Genomic DNA, 18,434 nt, shown 5'->3' with positions numbered 1-18,434 from the left:
GATGCGCCCCCGAGATGAAAATTCCTCAGCGACGCCGATGAGCTATCGTCAGGTCGTTCCCGAAGAGATCCGTGACATGACACCAAGCGTTCACTTCCCGTGCCCCGTCAGGCTTTGCCATGCCTGACCCTCGGCACATCCTGCGAATCCGGCCAGCTGGAATCGCGTCGTGACGGCTCAGCGCGGCTGGAACATCAGCACCCGGACGCAGATCCTCAGCCTGGGCCCCGCGTTATTGCTGACCCTCCTGCTGATCAGCTTCTTTACTGTGGTGCGGATTCAGGACCTGCGACAGGAACTCAATCACACCGGGCAACTCATCGCCAACCAGTTGGCACCCGCGTCGGAATACGGGGTCATCGTCGGCAATAACGCCGTCCTGGAAAACCTCATGAACGCCACAATGAACACGCCCCACGTGCGTTTTCTCGAAGTGCGCAACAGTGCCGGCAAGGTGCTGGTTCATGTCGAACCCGCCGAAGAACAAGGGCATTCGCGGCAGATGGAAGTGTTCCAGGCGCCCATCCGCCTGCAGCCGGACAGGTCCGCGCAGCCGTTCGAAAATGCCAACGAAGCCGGTTCCGGTGACTACCCCAGCGTGCCGGCGGAAGGCTATCTGGGACGGGTGCTGGTGGGCATGTCCAGCGACGCCTTCAACCAGCGCGAGCAGGAGATATTGCTGAAGGCCGGTGTACTGGCGATGTTCGCCCTTCTCTTTACTTACATGCTGGCCAGACGCCTGTCGCTGAGCCTGTCCCAGCCGATCAGCGCCATGAGCGCGGCGGTGAAAGCCATCCAGCAGGGCGATTACTCGGCCCCGCTGCCGGTTGCCGACGATGCCGAGCTGGGCGATCTGGCCCGGCACATCAACAATCTGGCCCTGGGCCTTGAGAAAGCCAGCCGCGAGCAAAAGCAGGCAATGGACGAGCTCATCCGCACCCGCGAAGAAGCCGAACGTGCCAACAACGCGAAGTCCGAATTCCTCGCCATGATGAGTCACGAACTGCGCACGCCCATGAATGGCGTACTGGGCATGCTGCAGTTGATGGAAACCACGAGGATGACCGATGAGCAGGCTGAATACGCCGCGTTGGCCATGGAATCCACCGAGCACCTGCTGCGGGTCATCAACGACATTCTGGATTTCTCCCGCTTCGAACGCGATGCGCTGGAACTGGAAAGCATTTCGTTCAACCTCGCCGACCTCATCAGCACCTCGGTTCAGGCGTTTGCCCACAACGCACAGCAGCGCGGTCTGGCACTGGAACTGGATCTGCCGCCGTCGATGGAGGCGTTGCAAGTCAAGGGCGACCCGACGCGCATCCGGCAGATTCTGGTTAACCTGATCGGCAATGCGCTGAAATTCACCGAGTTCGGCAGCGTGCGCGTCGAAGCGGACTTCACCCTCGCCGACCCGCAGCACATTTTGTTCACCTGCGCGGTGCGCGACAGCGGGATCGGCATTTCTCCGGACCTGCTGGAATCGATGTTCGACGCGTTTCAGCAAGCGGACAATTCCATCTCCCGTCGCTACGGCGGCACCGGCCTGGGCCTGCCCATTGCGCGCAACCTGGCCGAACGCATGGGCGGGTCGTTGCAGGCCCAGAGCAGTGAAGGACTCGGCTCGGTGTTTCAGCTAAAAATCCCGTTGCAGCGGGTTCAGCCGCCGGTGATAGAACCCGCGTCCGGCGGCGTCGGCGAAATGCCCCAGAGCCGCGACGCCTGTGTGCTGCTGGTCGAGGACAACCCGGTCAATCGCACGGTGGTCGAGGCGATGCTGCGCAGCCTGGGCTTGCAGGTGAGCGTGGCGGCGGATGGCGTTGAAGCGGTGAACATGGCCAGCCGTGAAAGCTTTGCGCTGATTTTGATGGACTGCCGACTGCCGGTCATGGACGGCTACGAAGCCACGCGCCGAATCAGAATGCTGCCGGGGCTGGCGACGTTGCCCATTATTGCCCTGACCGCCAACGCCCAGCACGGCGACCGGGAGATCTGTCTGCAAGCCGGAATGAACGATTACCTGGCCAAGCCATTCAAACGTACTGATTTACAGCAGGTTTTGCAGCGATGGTTGACCATTAAGGCATCTGCGACTGGCGGTAAATGATAAATTCCGGCAGTCTTGTGTGCCGATTCGACCCACGCCCACGCGCGGTCGAAAAATTTCAGTGCACAGGTGTACTTTCATTTCACCCGTGCTGTGACTTTCACTACAACGCAATAGTCTATGAGTAGGCTGCCAGCAGAGGGATGACCCGCTGGCCAGACTGGGTAAGTAACGCCACACCCTGCCGCACAGGATTATCGAGGAGTTCGCATGACCAAACAAAACGCCTTTACCCGGGAAGATCTGCTGCGCTGCAGTCGCGGCGAGCTGTTCGGCCCAGGTAATGCGCAATTGCCCGCCCCCAACATGCTGATGGTCGATCGCATCACCCACATCAGCGATGAAGGCGGCAAGTACGGAAAAGGTGAATTGGTCGCCGAACTCGATATCAACCCGGACCTGTGGTTCTTCGCCTGTCACTTCGAAGGTGATCCGGTGATGCCGGGCTGCCTGGGCCTCGATGCCATGTGGCAGCTGGTCGGCTTCTTCCTCGGCTGGCAAGGCCTGCCGGGCCGCGGTCGCGCACTGGGCTCGGGCGAAGTGAAATTCTTCGGTCAGGTCCTGCCGACCGCCAAGAAAGTCACCTACAACATTCACATCAAGCGCGTCCTCAAAGGCAAGCTGAACCTGGCGATCGCCGACGGTTCGGTCAGCGTGGACGGCCGTGAAATCTATACCGCCGAAGGCCTGCGCGTCGGTGTCTTCACTTCCACTGAAAATTTCTAAGGGTATTCGCATGCGCCGCGTCGTTATCACTGGTCTGGGCATTGTTTCCTGCTTGGGCAATGACAAAGACACCGTCTCCGCCAACTTGCGTGCAAGTCGCCCTGGCATCCGTTTCAACCCGGAATACGCCGAAATGGGTCTGCGCAGCCAGGTATCGGGTTCCATCGATCCAAACCTGCCGCTCAAGGAACTGGTCGACCGCAAAACCCTGCGCTTCGTTGGTCAGGCGGCGGCTTATGCCTACGTGGCCATGAAGAGCGCCGTGGAAGACTCCGGCCTGACCGAAGAGATGGTATCCAACCCGCGTACCGGTCTGATTGCCGGCTCTGGCGGTGCTTCGACCCTGAACCAGATGGAAGCGCTGGACATCCTGCGCGAGAAAGGCATCAAAAAGGTTCTCCCGTATTACGTCACCCGGACCATGAGCAGCACGGTTTCAGCCTGTCTGGCAACGCCATTCAAGATCAAGGGCCTGAACTACTCCATCGCTTCTGCCTGCGCCACCAGTGCTCACTGCATCGGTACCGCCATGGAACAGATTCAGATGGGCAAGCAGGACATCGTGTTTGCCGGCGGTGGCGAAGAGGAGCACTGGAGCCAGTCGTTCCTGTTCGACGCCATGGGCGCGTTGTCCAGCAAACGCAACGACACGCCTGAACAGGCTTCCCGTGCCTACGACGCAGACCGTGACGGTTTCGTCATCGCCGGCGGCGGCGGCATGGTGGTGGTCGAGGAACTGGAGCACGCTCTGGCCCGTGGCGCGAAGATCTACGCAGAGCTGGTAGGCTACGGCGCCACTTCCGACGGTTATGACATGGTCGCTCCAAGCGGCGAAGGCGCCATCCGCTGCATGCAGCAGGCGTTGTCCACCGTTGATGGCACCATCGACTACCTGAACACCCACGGCACCTCCACTCCGGTCGGCGACGTCAAGGAAATGGAAGGCGTGCGTGAAGTGTTTGGCGACAAGGCGCCTGCCATCAGCTCCACCAAGAGCCTGTCGGGTCACTCCCTGGGCGCCGCCGGCGTTCACGAAGCGATCTACTGCATGCTGATGATGGAAGGCAACTTCATGGCCGGTTCGGCGAACATCGACGAGCTGGACCCAGCCGTTGCCGACATGCCGATCCTGACCAAGACCCGCGAAAACACCGAGCTGAATCTGGTGATGAGCAACAGCTTCGGCTTCGGCGGCACCAACGCCACGCTGGTGATGAAGCGCTGGACTGGCAAGTAAGTCAGTTGCAGACAAAAGGCGCCCTTCGGGGCGCCTTTTTTGTGGGCTGCTGAAACCCATTGCGTTGGACCTGCTCTTTGCAGGACCGGCTTTAGCCGCGAACGCTTCGGTTGTCATGCGGCAAGATCAACGGTGCCCTGCCTGGCCCCTTCCCGGCTGAAGCCGGTCCTACAACCGCACCGAAAGAGAGAGCGCCATCATGCTGACCATCATTCCCCGCGCCGAAGACGTCGAAGGCCAACCGATCCTGCGCCCCCTCCCCGCTGCGCAATGCCGAAGCGTAGGGCCTTTCGTTTTTTTTGATCACATGCTGGAGACCAGCTACGCGCCCGGCACCGGCATGAACATCCGCCAGCATCCGCACATCGGCCTGTCGACGCTGACCTACCTGTTTGAAGGCGAAATCCGACACAAGGACAGCCTCGGCAGCGATCAGCACGTAAGGCCCGGCGAGGTCAGCTGGATGACCGCCGGCAGCGCCATCGCCCACATTGAACGCACACCCGAGGACTTGCACGCCAGTGGCTCTCGCCTGCATGGCCTGCAAGTCTGGCTGGCCTCGCCCAAATCCCATGAGCAAGGCGCCGGTCATTACAGCCATCACCCCGCCGCCACACTGCCGGTCAGCGACGCCATGGGTATTCGTATCCGCTTGATCGCGGGCGAAGGCTTTTGCCTGAAGTCGCCGGTGCCGGTGCTGTCACCCACGCTTTACGCCGAACTGAACCTGCAGACGGCGACGACGCTGTGTGTGCCCGACGAGCACGAGCAGCGCGCGTTGTACGTTATCGAAGGCGACTTGCTACTGGATGGCGAGCCGGTGCAGCCGCGCAGTCTGGTGGTGCTGGACGCAGGGAGCGAGCCGACGCTGTGCGCGGAAAGCGAATGCCATGCGGTGCTGTTCGGCGGTGCGCCCCTGGATGGGCCGAGAAAGATGAACTGGAATTTCGTCGCCAGTGACCCGGCGCTGATTGAACAGGCCAGGGCGAAATGGGCGGCCGGGGACTGGCCGACCGTGCCGGGGGAAGTAGAGCGGATTGAATTGCCGGTGGGCAGCAGGCCGAAGCGCTGATTGGCCGCGGCCTGCCCGGACGCTGTGGGAGTGACCGGAGGGGCACTCCCACAACAGTTAAAACATCACATCAGCCCGCGAACACTTCGTCCAGCAGGTTGTGCATCGAGGTAAACGCGCGCTTCGAAACGGTCGGGTTGTACATCTGTACGCCCGGATTGTTGGCGTGTGGGTCGGTGAACGAATGGAACGCCCCGCCGTAGCTCAAGAGTTGCCAGTCGACGTTGGCAGCGTTCATCTCGGCTTCAAATGCCGGCAGCTGCTCTTTTGGCACCAGAGGGTCGGACGCGCCGTGCATCACCAGCACTTTGCCCTTAATGTTGTTGGCGTCAGCCGGGTTCGGCGTGTCGAGCGTGCCATGGAAGGAGACCGCAGCCTTCAACGGCGCACCGGTGCGCGCCAGTTCCAGTGCGCAGCAACCGCCGAAGCAGAAGCCGAACGCCGCCAGCCGGGACGTGTCGACGGCCGCAATGGTCTGCGCAGTCAATTGATCCAGGGCGGCCTTCATGCGTGTGTTCAACAGCACGCGATCGTTCTTCAACGGCATCATGGCAGCCGCCGCTTCGTCACCATTAGTCGGGCGCACTTGCTGGCCGTAAAGATCCGCCAGCAAGACCACATAGCCCTTCGCCGCCACGTCTTTGGCAATCTGCTCGGCGTCTTCGCTGACGCCCATCCAGTTAGGCGCCATCACCAGACCCGGTGCGGCCTGAGCACCTTCGCTGAAGGCCAGACGACTCTCGTAGCTCACGCCGTCGATGTCATACACGACGGACTGCACGGTCACATTGCTCATAGCGAACTCCTGCTGATAAGGATGGAGGGAGATTAAATGACAAAACCCGCCGGAGCGGGTTCTGCCGTGACGCGGATGTTAAACCGAGAGCTCGACCAACAACTTGTTCAGACGGCGCACGTAGGCAGCCGGATCTTTCAAGCTGTCGCCGGCCGCCAGCGCAGCCTGGTCGAACAGGATGTGCGACAGATCGCCGAAGCGGTCCTCATTCTGCTCGCTGTCCAACTTGCCGATGAGCGGGTGGGAGGGGTTGAATTCGAAGATCGGCTTGGAATCCGGCACCTTCTGACCGCTCGCTTCCAGTATCTGACGCATCTGCAGACCAAGGTCCTGCTCGCCGATCGCCAGGATCGCCGGCGAATCGGTCAGACGGTGGGAGACGCGGACTTCGCTGACGGCATCACCCAGCGCGGTTTTCAGGCGCTCGATCAGGCCTTCCTTGTCCTTGGCGACTTCTTCCTGGGCTTTCTTGTCCTCTTCGGAGTCAAGCTTGCCCAGATCCAGGTCACCGCGTGCCACGTCGACAAAACCCTTGCCGTCGAAGTCGCTCAGGTAGCTCATCAGCCACTCGTCGATACGGTCGGTCAGCAGCAGCACTTCAATGCCTTTCTTGCGGAAGACTTCGAGGTGCGGACTGTTCTTGACCTGCGCGTAGCTTTCGCCGGTGAGGAAGTAGATCTTGTCCTGACCTTCCTTGGCGCGCGACAGGTAGTCGGCCAACGAAACGCTCTGCTCGCCGCTGTCGTCGGAGGTCGATGCGAAGCGCAGCAGGCCGGCGATCTTCTCCTTGTTGGCGAAGTCTTCGGCCGGGCCTTCCTTCAGCACCTGACCGAAGTTTTTCCAGAAGCCCTTGTAGTCTTCCGGCTGGTTTTTCGCCAGCTTCTCCAGCATGTCCAGCACACGCTTGGTCAGCGCCGACTTCATCGAATCAATGATCGGGTCTTTCTGCAGGATTTCACGGGACACGTTCAGGGACAGGTCGTTTGAATCGACCACGCCCTTGATGAAGCGCAGGTACAGCGGCAGGAACGATTCGGCCTGGTCCATGACGAACACGCGCTGCACGTACAGCTTCAGGCCGCGCGGTGCTTCACGCTGATACAGATCGAACGGCGCGCGGGCCGGCACGTACAGCAGCGAGCTGTATTCCAGCTTGCCTTCGACCTTGTTGTGGCTCCAGCTCAGCGGGTTCTCGAAATCGTGGGCGATGTGCTTGTAGAACTCCTGGTATTCCTCGTCCTTGACCTCGGTACGTGGACGGGTCCACAGCGCGCTGGCACGGTTGACGGTTTCCCACTCTTCAACAGGCTCGGCGTCGCCTTCGACCGGCGCCTGCTCCTTCGGCAACTGGATCGGCAGGGCGATGTGGTCGGAGTACTTTTTGATGATGTTACGCAGACGGAAGCCGTCAGCAAACTCATCTTCGGCGCTCTTGAGGTGCAGCACGATGCGCGTACCGCGATCGGCTTTCTCGATCGTGGCGACTTCGAACTCGCCCTCGCCTTTCGAGGACCAGTGCACACCTTCGCTGGCGGGCAGGCCGGCGCGGCGGGTGAACACTTCAACCTGGTCGGCCACGATGAACGCGGAGTAGAAACCGACACCGAACTGACCGATCAGGTGAGAATCTTTCTTCTGATCACCGGACAGGTTCTTCATGAAGTCGGCGGTGCCGGACTTGGCGATGGTGCCCAGATGAGTAATGACATCCTCGCGGCTCATGCCGATGCCGTTGTCTTCCAGAGTGACGGTCTTCGCGTCCTTGTCGTAGCTGACACGGATCTTCAGCTCGGCGCCGCCTTCCAGCAGCTCAGGCTTGGACAGTGCCTCGAAGCGCAGCTTGTCCACCGCGTCGGACGCGTTGGAGATCAGCTCGCGAAGGAAGATTTCCTTGTTCGAGTACAGCGAATGGATCATGAGGTGCAGCAGCTGCTTCACCTCGGTCTGGAAGCCCAGGGTTTCCTTTTGAGTTTCCACACTCATGGTCATCAAACTCCAATCAGTCCACACAAATAGGGGTAGCTGCGCGAAACGCCGAGGACGGCTCCGAGCAGCGGGTTGTCATCAAGGTGGGGGCTGGGGAGACGATTTCAAGGGCAGGCGTGCTGTGAGCGAAGAATCTTCACCCGCCGAAAACCTCCGGGCTGCAGATCTGTCGACTGAACACCGGACATAAACCACTAACCGCCTGTGATCAGCCGAGTTGTTACACCGCTGAGACGCTTATGTATTTATCCCGCCGGAACATGGAACTAACCTTATAAGCGAATGCTCGAAGGCACGTTGATGACCAATAAGGAGAAACACCCCATGCGTAAATCTTTAGCTATTGCCCTCATGCTTTCTGCCACTCTGGGCCTCGCCGCCTGTGACAAAAAATCCGAAGATAAACAGCAAGATGCAAACAAGGCTGCCGAGCAGTCGCAAGAATCGATGCAAAAAGCGCAAGACAAAGTGAACGACGCTGCCAAAGAAAGTCAGGAAGCCGCTCAAAAGAACGCTGAAGCCGCTCAAGAGCGCGCGAAAGAAGCGAACCAGGCAGCACCTGCAACTAAGCAGTAAGTTTCCAGAGTTTCAAAAAACAAAGCCCGCATTTAGCGGGCTTTGTTTTGTCTGCTTGAAAAGATCGGCGTGTTTATTCTGCGAAGCGCCGACCTTCCCCCTCAGGCCAGCGCTTCGCTGCGCTTGCCCAGCATGCGATCCACCACGAACGCGATGAACAGCGTGATCAGCGACGGGATCAGCCAGGCCAGGCCTTGCTCGCTCAACGGCAGATGGGCCAGCGCATCCGGCAGGTACACACCCAGCGCAGAACCCTTGACCGCATCCACCGCACCGATCAGGAACGCCACCAGCATGACCGGCGCGACGATCCGACCCTGCTCATGCCAGAAGTCCTTGCAGAAGCTCAACGCCACCAGCGCAATGCACGGCGGGTAGATGGCGGTCAGCACCGGGATCGAGAACTGGATCAGCTTGGTCAGACCAAGGTTGGACACCAGCAGCGAAAACGCCGCCAGCAGGATCACCAGTGTCTTGTAGGACAGCGGCAGCACGCGGCTGAAGTACTCGGCGCAAGCGCAGGTCAGGCCAACCGCGGTGACCAGACACGCCAGCGAGATCAGAACGGCAAGGAAGCTGCTGCCCAGGGTGCCGAAGGTGTGCTGAACGTAAGCATGCAACACCGCAGCGCCATTGGTGGCACCGGCGGCGATGGCATGGCTGTCCGAGCCCAGGCGGAACAGGCTGATGTAGACCAGGGCCAGACCGACACCGGCAATCAGGCCGGCAATGATGGCGTAACGGGTGATCAGCCGAGGCGACTCGACACCGCGGGAGCGAATCGCATTGACGATGACGATGCCGAAAACCAGCGCGCCCAGGGTGTCCATGGTCAGGTAGCCGTTGATGAACCCTTGGGAAAACGGCGCGGCGACGTAAGCAGGTTCGGCAATGCCCACCTCCCCCGCTGGCAGGAGAAACGCGGCGATGCCGAGGATGGCCAGGGCGATGATCTTCAGCGGCGCAAGGAAGCGGCCCACGGTGTCGAGCAATCGACCCGGATAAAGGGAGATCCAGAACACCAGCACGAAATAAACCAGGCTGTAGAGAAACAGTGCGAGGGGGCTTTCGCCGGTCAACGGCGCCAGGCCGACCTCAAACGACACCGTCGCCGTGCGCGGCGTGGCGAACAACGGACCTACGGACAGGTAGCAGACGGCGGCGAGAATGGTCCCGGCGACCTTGCCGATCGGGCTGCTCAACGCGTCCATAGCGCCGCCAACTTTGGCGAGCGCGATGACAGTCACCACCGGAAGGCCGACGGCCGTGACCAGAAAGCCCAAAGCGGCCATCCATACGTTGGGGCCGGCCTGGAGGCCTACGATCGGGGGGAAGATGATATTGCCAGCGCCGACGAACAGCGCAAACGTCATGAAACCCAGTGCCAGAATGTCCTGGCCTTTCAACACTTTCATTAAGGAAACCACACTGCTGAATCGGAATTAAGAAGAGGATTTCCCTGAGGGTGGGGGAAATGCTGCCCGCCCTTTTAAGACAGACCCTGAGCGCGCCGCCGCTCCTTGTGGGAGCCGACTGCACAAAACGGCGGCTAGCCTACCCTATTTGGCGCACCGATACAGGGCGGTGCGACCGCTGAATGCACATTCGTGTCGCATATCAGAAATGTCTGACAGGATTGGGCCAAGAGCACGAGGCAAATCGAAACGCCGGAAACGCAAAAGCCACCCGAAGGTGGCTTTTGTTGATCAAGCAGTGAGACGAGGGCGATTAAGCCTTCTTCACTTCCCAACCGGTCAGCTCAGCCAGGGCTTTGCCGATGTCTGCCAGCGAACGCACGGTTTTCACGCCCGCGTCTTGCAGTGCAGCGAATTTCTCGTCTGCAGTGCCTTTGCCGCCGGAGATGATCGCGCCCGCATGGCCCATGCGCTTGCCCGGAGGAGCAGTCACACCCGCGATGTAGGAAACGACTGGCTTGGTCACGTGTGCCTTGATGTAGGCAGCCGCTTCTTCTTCAGCCGAACCGCCGATCTCGCCGATCATGACGATCGCTTCGGTCTTCGGGTCTTCCTGGAACAGCTTCAGGATGTCGATGAAGTTCGAACCCGGGATCGGGTCACCGCCGATACCGACGCAGGTCGACTGACCGAAACCGGCGTCTGTGGTCTGCTTCACAGCTTCGTAAGTCAGGGTGCCGGAGCGCGACACGATACCGACTTTGCCTGGCAAGTGAATGTGACCTGGCATGATGCCGATCTTGCACTCGCCCGGGGTGATGACGCCGGGGCAGTTAGGGCCGATCAGGACCACACCCAGTTCGTCGCACTTGACCTTGGCTTCGAGCATGTCGATGGTCGGGATGCCTTCGGTGATGCAGACGATCAGCTTGATACCGCCGAACGCTGCTTCAAGGATGGAATCCTTGCAGAACGGAGCCGGAACGTAGATGACCGAAGCGGTGGCGCCGGTTTTTTCTACTGCTTCGGACACCGTGTTGAACACGGGCAGGTTCAGGTGCGTGGTGCCGCCCTTGCCTGGGGTCACGCCGCCAACCATTTTGGTGCCGTAGGCGATGGCTTGCTCGGAGTGGAAGGTACCCTGGGAGCCGGTGAAGCCCTGGCAGATAACCTTGGTGTCTTTATTGATCAGGACGCTCATTATTTGCCCTCCGCAGCTTTGACGACTTGTTGAGCAGCGTCGGTCAGGCTGGTAGCTGCGATGATGTTCAAGCCGCTTTCTGCCAGTACTTTAGCGCCCAGCTCAGCGTTGTTGCCTTCAAGGCGAACAACCACCGGGATTTTCACGCCGACTTCTTTCACGGCGCCAATGATGCCTTCGGCAATCATGTCGCAGCGAACGATGCCGCCGAAGATGTTGACCAGTACTGCAGCGACGTTGGTGTCGGACAGAATGATCTTGAACGCTTCGGTAACGCGTTCCTTGGTTGCGCCGCCGCCTACGTCGAGGAAGTTGGCTGGCTTGCCGCCATGCAGGTTGACGATGTCCATGGTGCCCATGGCCAGACCGGCACCGTTGACCATGCAACCGATGTTGCCTTCCAGTGCCACGTAGTTCAGTTCGAACTTGGCAGCGTGGGCTTCACGTGGGTCATCTTGCGATGGGTCGTGGAAAGCCTTCAGCTTTGGCTGGCGGTACATGGCGTTGGCGTCGATGTTGATCTTGGCGTCCAGGCAATGCAGATCGCCGTCAGCCTTGATCACCAGCGGGTTCACTTCCAGCAGGGCCAGGTCGTGGTCCTGGAACAGCTTGGCCAGACCGGTGAAGATCTTGGCGAACTGAGTGACCTGCTTGCCTTCCAGACCCAGCTGGAATGCCAGATCGCGACCCTGGAATGGCTGAGCGCCAACCAGTGGATCGATGGTCGCTTTGAGAATCTTCTCAGGCGTGTCGTGAGCGATCTTCTCGATGTCCACGCCACCTTCGGTGGAAGCCATGAACACGATACGACGGCTCGAACGATCGACTACAGCGCCCAGGTACAGCTCTTTGGCGATGTCAGTGCACGATTCAACCAGGATCTTGGTGACTGGCTGACCGTTGGCATCAGTCTGGTAAGTGACCAGACGCTTGCCCAACCACTGTTGAGCGAACGCAGCGGCGTCTTCCTTGCTGCGAACCAGCTTGACGCCGCCCGCTTTACCGCGACCGCCTGCGTGAACCTGGGCTTTGACGACCCACTCGGTTCCGCCGATCTTGTCGCACGCTTCTGCTGCTGCTTCCGGGGTGTCTACTGCATAGCCCTTGGATACTGGCAGGCCGTATTCAGCAAACAGCTGCTTACCCTGATACTCGTGAAGATTCATGCTTATTACCGTCTTCGTTAGGTACTGCGCATTCGGTGCTGCTCGTCAAAGCGTGCCGCACCACCTGTGACCGCTTCTCCCGGAGAACGCCGGTCAGGCATCACGCCTGCCCTTCGCTGCCGGGAGTTCGAGTCCAACGGACCTTCCGCGGTAAGCCCTGCGAGCAGGGCCTACGACGGGCGGACCGTCGTGGTTATTTTCAGCGTTTTTTCTTGTTCTGGATGTGGATGGCGCCGCCATTCACAGCCAGTGCCGCTTCGTGCAGCGCTTCGGACAGCGTCGGGTGGGAGAAGACCATCATGCCGATGTCTTCGGCACTGGTGCCGAACTCCATACCGATCGCGCCTTGCTGTACCAGCTCTGCAGCGCCAGGACCAATGACGTGTACACCCAGTACACGGTCGGTCTTGGCATCAGCGATGACCTTGACGAAACCGCCGGTGTCATTCGCTGCCATTGCACGGCCGCTGGCCGCGAACGGGAACTGACCGACGTTGACTTCCACGCCTTCGGCCTTCAGCGTCTGCTCGGTCTTGCCGACCCAGGCGATTTCCGGGTGGGTGTAGATAACCGACGGAATCAGGTCGTAGTTCATCTGGGTCTTGTGACCCTTGATGCGCTCGACAACCATGATGCCTTCTTCGGACGCCTTGTGCGCCAGCATCAGACCACGAACCACGTCACCGATCGCGTACACGCCAGGAACGCTGGTCTCGCACTGCTCGTTGACGAAGATGAAACCGCGCTCGTCGATGTCGACGCCGCTATCGGCAGCCAGCAGTTCGGTGGTTACCGGGCGACGGCCCACGGCCACGATCACGCGGTCGAAGGTGATGTTCTGCTCGCCGTCCTTGTCGGTGTAGGTCACGACGACTTCGTCGCCATTGACCTTGGAACCGGTGACGCGTGCGCCCAGCTTGATGTCCAGACCCTGCTTGGTGAAGGTCTTCTGCGCTTCTTTGGCAACAGCTTCGTCAGCGGCCGGCAGGAACTTCTCCAGGGCCTCGAGCACCGTCACTTTGGCACCCAGGCGAGCCCAGACCGAACCCAGTTCCAGACCGATTACACCGGCGCCGATAACGCACAGGCGCTCAGGCACAGCCGGGAATTCCAGGGCGCCTGTCGAATCGACGATGGTGACCTGATTGACCGGAGCCGGCGGAATGTCGATCGGACGCGAACCGGAGGCCAGAATGATGTTCTCGGCTTCGATGACTTCGGTGGTGCCGTCAGGCTTGGTCAGCTCGACTTTCTTGCCGGCCAGCAGCTTGCCGTGGCCTTGCAGGGAAGTGACGCCGTTGGCCTTGAACAGGCTGGCAACGCCGCCGGTCAGGCCTTTGACGATCTGCGCCTTGCGGCCAATCATGGCCGCAATGTCCATTTTCAGGTCGCTGAGCGAGATACCGTGAACACCGAACTGGTTCTTGGCTTCGTAGAATTTCCAGGAGCTGTCCAGCAGCGCCTTGGAAGGGATGCAGCCCACGTTCAGGCAGGTACCGCCGAGGGCCAGCTTGCCCTCTTTATCCTGATACTTCTCGATGCAGGCAGTCGTGAGACCGAGTTGCGCGGCCTTGATAGCAGCCACGTAGCCGCCAGGGCCAGCGCCAATCACTACCACGTCGAATTTCTGGGACATAGAAAAGAGTTCCTCTTTAGCTGCGAGCTTTAAGCTGCAAGCTACAAGCTGACCTGCGATGAACTGCAGGATCGGCTTGCGACTTATTCATTGATACCAACCGCGAGTGACAAGCTGCATACCGTACCGCTTCTGACTTGAAGCTTTCGGCTTGCAGCTTGACGCTGCTTCGTTAGATGTCCAGCAACAGACGCGCCGGGTCTTCCAGCAGGTTCTTGATGGTCACCAGGAACGTCACGGCTTCTTTACCGTCGATCAGGCGGTGATCGTAGGACAGCGCCAGATACATCATCGGACGGATGACGACCTGACCGTTGATCGCCATAGGACGCTGCAGGATGTTGTGCATGCCCAGGATGGCCGCTTGCGGCGGGTTGACGATCGGGGTCGACATCATCGAACCGAAAGTACCACCGTTGGTGATGGTGAAGGTACCGCCAGTCATCTCGTCGATGGACAGTTTGCCGTCACGGGCTTTTTTGCCGAAGGTGGCGATGCCGCCTTCGATTTCAGCCAGGCTCATCTGCTCGGCATTGCGCAGCACCGGAACCACCAAGCCACGATCGCTCGACACGGCAACGCCGACGTCGGCATAACCGTGGTAGACGATGTCGGTGCCGTCGATCGAAGCGTTGACCGCAGGGTAGCGTTTCAGCGCTTCGGTCGCTGCCTTGACAAAGAACGACATGAAGCCGAGGCGTACGCCGTTGTGGGACTTCTCGAACAGGTCCTTGTACTTCGAACGCAGGGCCATGACTTCGGTCATGTCGACTTCGTTGAAGGTTGTCAGCATCGCCATGTTGGACTGAGCTTCAACCAGACGCTCGGCAACCTTGGCGCGCAGACGGGTCATCGGCACGCGCTTCTCGGTGCGGTCGCCAACGGCGGTCACAGGAGCAGCGGCTGCAGCAGCAGGCTTGGCGGCAGGCGCGGCGGCCGGAGCGGATTTCTTCGCTTCGATGGCAGCGACGACGTCTTCCTTGGTCACGCGGCCGTCTTTGCCGGTGCCTTTGACGCTGGACAGGTTGATGCCGTTTTCTTCGGCCAGCTTGCGGGCAGCCGGAGCGCCGATCGCGTCTTCGTCACCGGAAGCAGCGGCTGGGGCAGCGGCAGCCTGGGCAGGCGCAGCAGCAGGAGCCGATGCAGCGGCGGCTGGAGCGGCAGCAGCTGGAGCGGCAGCGGCGCCGCCTTCTTCGATCGAGCCCAGCAACTGGTTCGACAGGACAGTGGCGCCCTCTTCGGCAACGATTGCGCCCAGTACGCCGTCAGCTTCGGCCAGTACTTCCAGAACGACCTTGTCGGTTTCGATATCAACGATCAGGTCATCACGCTTGACGGCGTCGCCCGGTTTCTTGTGCCAGGTGGCAACGGTGCCGTCGGCAACGGATTCCGGGAAAGAGGGGGCTTTGATCTCAATAGCCATTATCTGTAATTCCTTTAATTCGGTTTCTAGTGCGCGAAGGCGTTAAACGGAGAACGCGTCTTTCAGCAGTTTTTCCTGCTGTTCGGCGTGCATCGAAGCGTATCCACAAGCAGGAGCAGCGGAAGCATCACGGCCGGCATACTCGAGAACGAGGTTGCGGTTGTGATTGCCGATGCTGCGGCGCAGGTGGTGCTGACTGCTGTACCAGGCGCCCTGGTTCATCGGTTCTTCCTGACACCAGACCACGTTGGTCAGGTTGGTGTAAGGCGCGATGGCCTCCATCAGGTCGTCTTCCGGGAACGGATAGAGCTGCTCGAGACGCACGATGGCGATGTCTTCGCGGCCTTCGGCACGGCGTTTTTCCAGCAGGTCGTAGTAGACCTTGCCGCTGCACAGCACCAGACGCGTCACTTTCGCGGCATCGAGGGTGTCGATTTCCGGGATGACGGTCTGGAACGAGCCATGGGCCAGATCTTCCAGGGTCGACACGGCCAGCTTGTGGCGCAGCAACGACTTCGGCGTTAACACGATCAGCGGCTTGCGCAGCGGACGGATCACCTGACGGCGCAACAGATGGTAGATCTGAGCCGGGGTGGTCGGTACGCAGACCTGAATGTTGTGCTCGGCGCACAATTGCAGGTAACGCTCAAGACGTGCCGATGAGTGCTCCGGGCCCTGCCCTTCGTAGCCATGGGGCAACAGCATGGTCAGACCGCACAGACGGCCCCACTTGTGCTCGCCGCTGGTGATGAACTGGTCGATCACGACCTGTGCACCGTTGGCAAAGTCACCGAACTGGGCTTCCCAGATCACCAGCGCATTGGGCTGAGTGGTCGAATAACCGTATTCGAACGCCAGCACGGCTTCTTCCGACAGGAACGAGTCGTACAGGTCGAAACGAGGCTGACCGGCGTACAGGTTCTGCAGAGGCACGTAGGTCGCGCCGTCTTTCTGGTTGTGCAGCACGGCGTGACGGTGCGAGAACGTACCGCGACCGACGTCCTGCCCGGTGATGCGCACCTGATGGCCTTCGAATGCCAGCGTGGCGTAAGCCATGGTTTCCGCGTAGCCCCAGTTGATCGGAAGGCCACCGACTTGCATCTTCTGGCGGTCTTCGTAGATTTTCTGGACCTGACGCTGGACCACGAAACCTTCTGGCACTTCCATCAGCTTGGCTGACAGTTCCTGAAGCGTCTTGAGGTCGAAACTGGTGTCGTGACGTGCCGTCCACGCGTGACCCAGGTACGGACGCCAGTCGACGAACAATTCCTTGTTCGGCTCTTTGACCAGGCTTTTGACCACATGCATGCCGTTGTCCAGCGCGTTGCGGTACTCGTCGACCTTGGCCTGAGCGGCTTCGGCGTTGAGGATGCCGGCGGCGGCCAGAGAATCGGCGTACAGCTCACGGGTGGTGCGCTGCTTGGCAATCTGCTGGTACATCAGCGGCTGGGTGCCGCTCGGTTCGTCGGCTTCGTTGTGGCCGCGACGACGGTAGCAGACCAGGTCGATGACCACGTCACGCTTGAACTGCATGCGGTAGTCGATCGCCAGCTGGGTCACGAACAGCACGGCTTCCGGATCATCGCCATTCACATGGAGGATCGGCGCCTGAATCATCTTGGCAACGTCGGTCGCGTACTCGGTCGAGCGCGAGTCTTCCTGCTTGCTGATGGTGAAGCCGACCTGGTTGTTGATCACGATGTGGATCGTGCCGCCCGTCTTGAAGCCACGGGTCTGCGACATCTGGAAGGTTTCCAGCACCACACCCTGGCCAGCGAACGCAGCGTCACCGTGGATCGAGATCGGCAGCACTTTCTCGCCAGTGGCGTCGTTACGACGGTCCTGACGGGCACGCACCGAACCTTCCACCACAGGGGAAACGATTTCCAGGTGGGACGGGTTGAACGCCATCGCCAGGTGGACTTCGCCGCCGGTGGTCATCACGTTGGACGAGAAACCCTGGTGGTACTTGACGTCACCGGAGCCCAGTTCGACCTTCTTCTTGCCTTCGAACTCGTCGAACAGGTCGCGCGGGTTCTTGCCGAAGGTGTTGACAAGCACGTTCAGACGGCCACGGTGGGCCATGCCGATGACGACTTCCTTGGTGCCGTAGGAACCGGAGCGCTGAATCAGCTCGTCGAGCATCGGGATCAGGCTTTCGCCGCCTTCCAGACCGAAACGCTTGGTGCCCGGGTATTTGGTGCCCAGGTACTTCTCCAGACCCTCGCCCGCCGTGACGCGCTCGAGCAGGTGGCTCTTGATGTCGGCGGAATAGGCAGGACGGCCACGCACGCTTTCGAGGCGCTGCATGAACCAGTTGCGCTGGTTGGAATCGACGATGTGCGTGAACTCGGCGCCGATGGTGCGGCAATATGTCTGCTGCAACGCTTCGACGATTTCGCGTAGGCTCGCTTCTTCCTTGCCGATGAACAGGTCGCCGGCACGGAATGTGGTATCGAGGTCAGCGTTGGTCAAACCGTAATGGTTGATCGACAGGTCAGCTGGCGCAGTACGCTTCCACAGACCCAGAGGATCGAGTTGCGCACCCTGATGGCCGCGCATACGGAATGCCTGGATAAGTCGCAGCACTTCAACTTGCTTCTTTTCATGCTCGCTGCTCACGCTGCCGGCAGAGACCGGTTGGGCGCGGCGCTGGTTTTTCCCCAGCAACACAAAATGATCGCGAACCGTAGAGTGCGATACATCGGTGGCAGTGCTGCCGTCAGCCGGCAACGTCTGAAAATAGGTGCGCCACTCTTCTGGCACAGCGTTAGGGTCGTGCAGGTAGAGCTCGTAGAGCTCTTCCACATAGGCAGCGTTACCACCGGAAAGGTGGGCGCTGTTCCACATGCGCTGCATCACGCTTTCTTGCATGCTTGGTCACCCTCGATTAGGGGACACCATCGGCGTCGATGCCAGCGCAAACTTGAAAAGTCCATGTGCAGCGACTTCAAGTCACTAGGGATCACGCAGATAGTCCGGGTACCAGCCCGGATGCCCCTGCTGGTTTCATTTCTTCAAAATAAGAGCTGAAGCCATACGACAACTGCTCAGGTTAAAACTACGGCGCCGGTTGAAGCCTGCGCCGCAGCG

13 protein-coding genes are annotated in these 18,434 nt (G+C 60.1%); 5 read left to right on the top strand and 8 right to left on the bottom strand.

Going from position 1 to position 18,434, the window contains the following annotated elements; translation table 11 throughout:
* Positions 1-169: 169 nt before the first annotated feature.
* The 4 genes from ABEH28_RS09205 to ABEH28_RS09190 all read left to right on the top strand — a co-directional run bounded on the left by ABEH28_RS09205 (position 170) and on the right by ABEH28_RS09190 (position 5,142).
* On the top strand, positions 170-2,107 hold the full coding sequence (locus tag ABEH28_RS09205) for a response regulator (protein WP_346629732.1): 1,938 nt from the start codon (positions 170-172) through the stop codon (positions 2,105-2,107).
* 210 nt (positions 2,108-2,317) lie between these two features.
* Positions 2,318-2,833: a 3-hydroxyacyl-[acyl-carrier-protein] dehydratase FabA gene (fabA, locus tag ABEH28_RS09200; RefSeq protein WP_346629731.1), complete on the top strand. Its 516-nt coding sequence runs from the start codon at positions 2,318-2,320 to the stop codon at positions 2,831-2,833.
* Between the two features lie 10 nt (positions 2,834-2,843).
* Complete coding sequence (gene fabB / locus ABEH28_RS09195) at positions 2,844-4,070, top strand: beta-ketoacyl-ACP synthase I (RefSeq protein ID WP_133771614.1); 1,227 nt, start codon at positions 2,844-2,846, stop codon at positions 4,068-4,070.
* A 199-nt stretch (positions 4,071-4,269) separates the two neighbouring features.
* Complete coding sequence (locus ABEH28_RS09190) at positions 4,270-5,142, top strand: pirin family protein (RefSeq protein ID WP_346629730.1); 873 nt, start codon at positions 4,270-4,272, stop codon at positions 5,140-5,142.
* A gap of 70 nt (positions 5,143-5,212) precedes the next feature.
* Here the strand turns inward: ABEH28_RS09190 and ABEH28_RS09185 are convergent, their stop codons facing one another.
* Positions 5,213-5,938, bottom strand: coding sequence for a dienelactone hydrolase family protein (locus tag ABEH28_RS09185; RefSeq protein WP_122538412.1), 726 nt, complete (start codon positions 5,936-5,938; stop codon positions 5,213-5,215).
* A 78-nt stretch (positions 5,939-6,016) separates the two neighbouring features.
* On the bottom strand, positions 6,017-7,921 hold the full coding sequence (htpG, locus tag ABEH28_RS09180) for a molecular chaperone HtpG (RefSeq protein ID WP_346629729.1): 1,905 nt from the start codon (positions 7,919-7,921) through the stop codon (positions 6,017-6,019).
* Between the two features lie 327 nt (positions 7,922-8,248).
* Here htpG and ABEH28_RS09175 point away from each other — a divergent pair, with 327 nt between their 5' ends.
* The gene (locus ABEH28_RS09175) at positions 8,249-8,500 is read left to right on the top strand and encodes a hypothetical protein (protein ID WP_065986299.1); all 252 of its coding nucleotides are present in this window, start codon (positions 8,249-8,251) and stop codon (positions 8,498-8,500) included.
* Positions 8,501-8,601: 101 nt separating this feature from the next.
* On the opposite strand, the gene brnQ is transcribed toward ABEH28_RS09175, so the two are convergent.
* From brnQ to ABEH28_RS09145, 6 genes are all read right to left on the bottom strand, one after another.
* Complete coding sequence (gene brnQ / locus ABEH28_RS09170; RefSeq protein WP_346629728.1) at positions 8,602-9,915, bottom strand: branched-chain amino acid transport system II carrier protein; 1,314 nt, start codon at positions 9,913-9,915, stop codon at positions 8,602-8,604.
* 313 nt (positions 9,916-10,228) lie between these two features.
* On the bottom strand, positions 10,229-11,116 hold the full coding sequence (gene sucD / locus ABEH28_RS09165) for a succinate--CoA ligase subunit alpha (RefSeq protein WP_037009399.1): 888 nt from the start codon (positions 11,114-11,116) through the stop codon (positions 10,229-10,231).
* Positions 11,116-12,282 (bottom strand): ADP-forming succinate--CoA ligase subunit beta, encoded by a 1,167-nt coding sequence (gene sucC / locus ABEH28_RS09160; RefSeq protein WP_004882574.1) that lies wholly within the window; start codon positions 12,280-12,282, stop codon positions 11,116-11,118. The genes sucD and sucC overlap by 1 nt, the downstream gene beginning before the upstream one ends.
* 199 nt (positions 12,283-12,481) lie before the next feature.
* Positions 12,482-13,918, bottom strand: coding sequence for a dihydrolipoyl dehydrogenase (lpdA, locus tag ABEH28_RS09155; RefSeq protein WP_122538408.1), 1,437 nt, complete (start codon positions 13,916-13,918; stop codon positions 12,482-12,484).
* A gap of 172 nt (positions 13,919-14,090) precedes the next feature.
* Entirely contained in the window at positions 14,091-15,341 is a 1,251-nt protein-coding gene (gene odhB, locus ABEH28_RS09150) for a 2-oxoglutarate dehydrogenase complex dihydrolipoyllysine-residue succinyltransferase (protein ID WP_282372571.1), read from the bottom strand.
* A gap of 42 nt (positions 15,342-15,383) precedes the next feature.
* Positions 15,384-18,215 carry a 2-oxoglutarate dehydrogenase E1 component gene (locus ABEH28_RS09145; RefSeq protein WP_192174890.1) on the bottom strand — a complete coding sequence of 944 codons (2,832 nt, stop codon included), beginning with the start codon at positions 18,213-18,215 and terminating at the stop codon, positions 15,384-15,386.
* Positions 18,216-18,434 lie beyond the last annotated feature (219 nt).

It is taken from the genome of Pseudomonas sp. Ps21-P2, from assembly GCF_039672565.1.
Classification (GTDB): domain Bacteria; phylum Pseudomonadota; class Gammaproteobacteria; order Pseudomonadales; family Pseudomonadaceae; genus Aquipseudomonas.
Note: the sequence above shows the minus strand (reverse complement) of the source record. Positions and strands in the feature narration are given on the sequence as shown.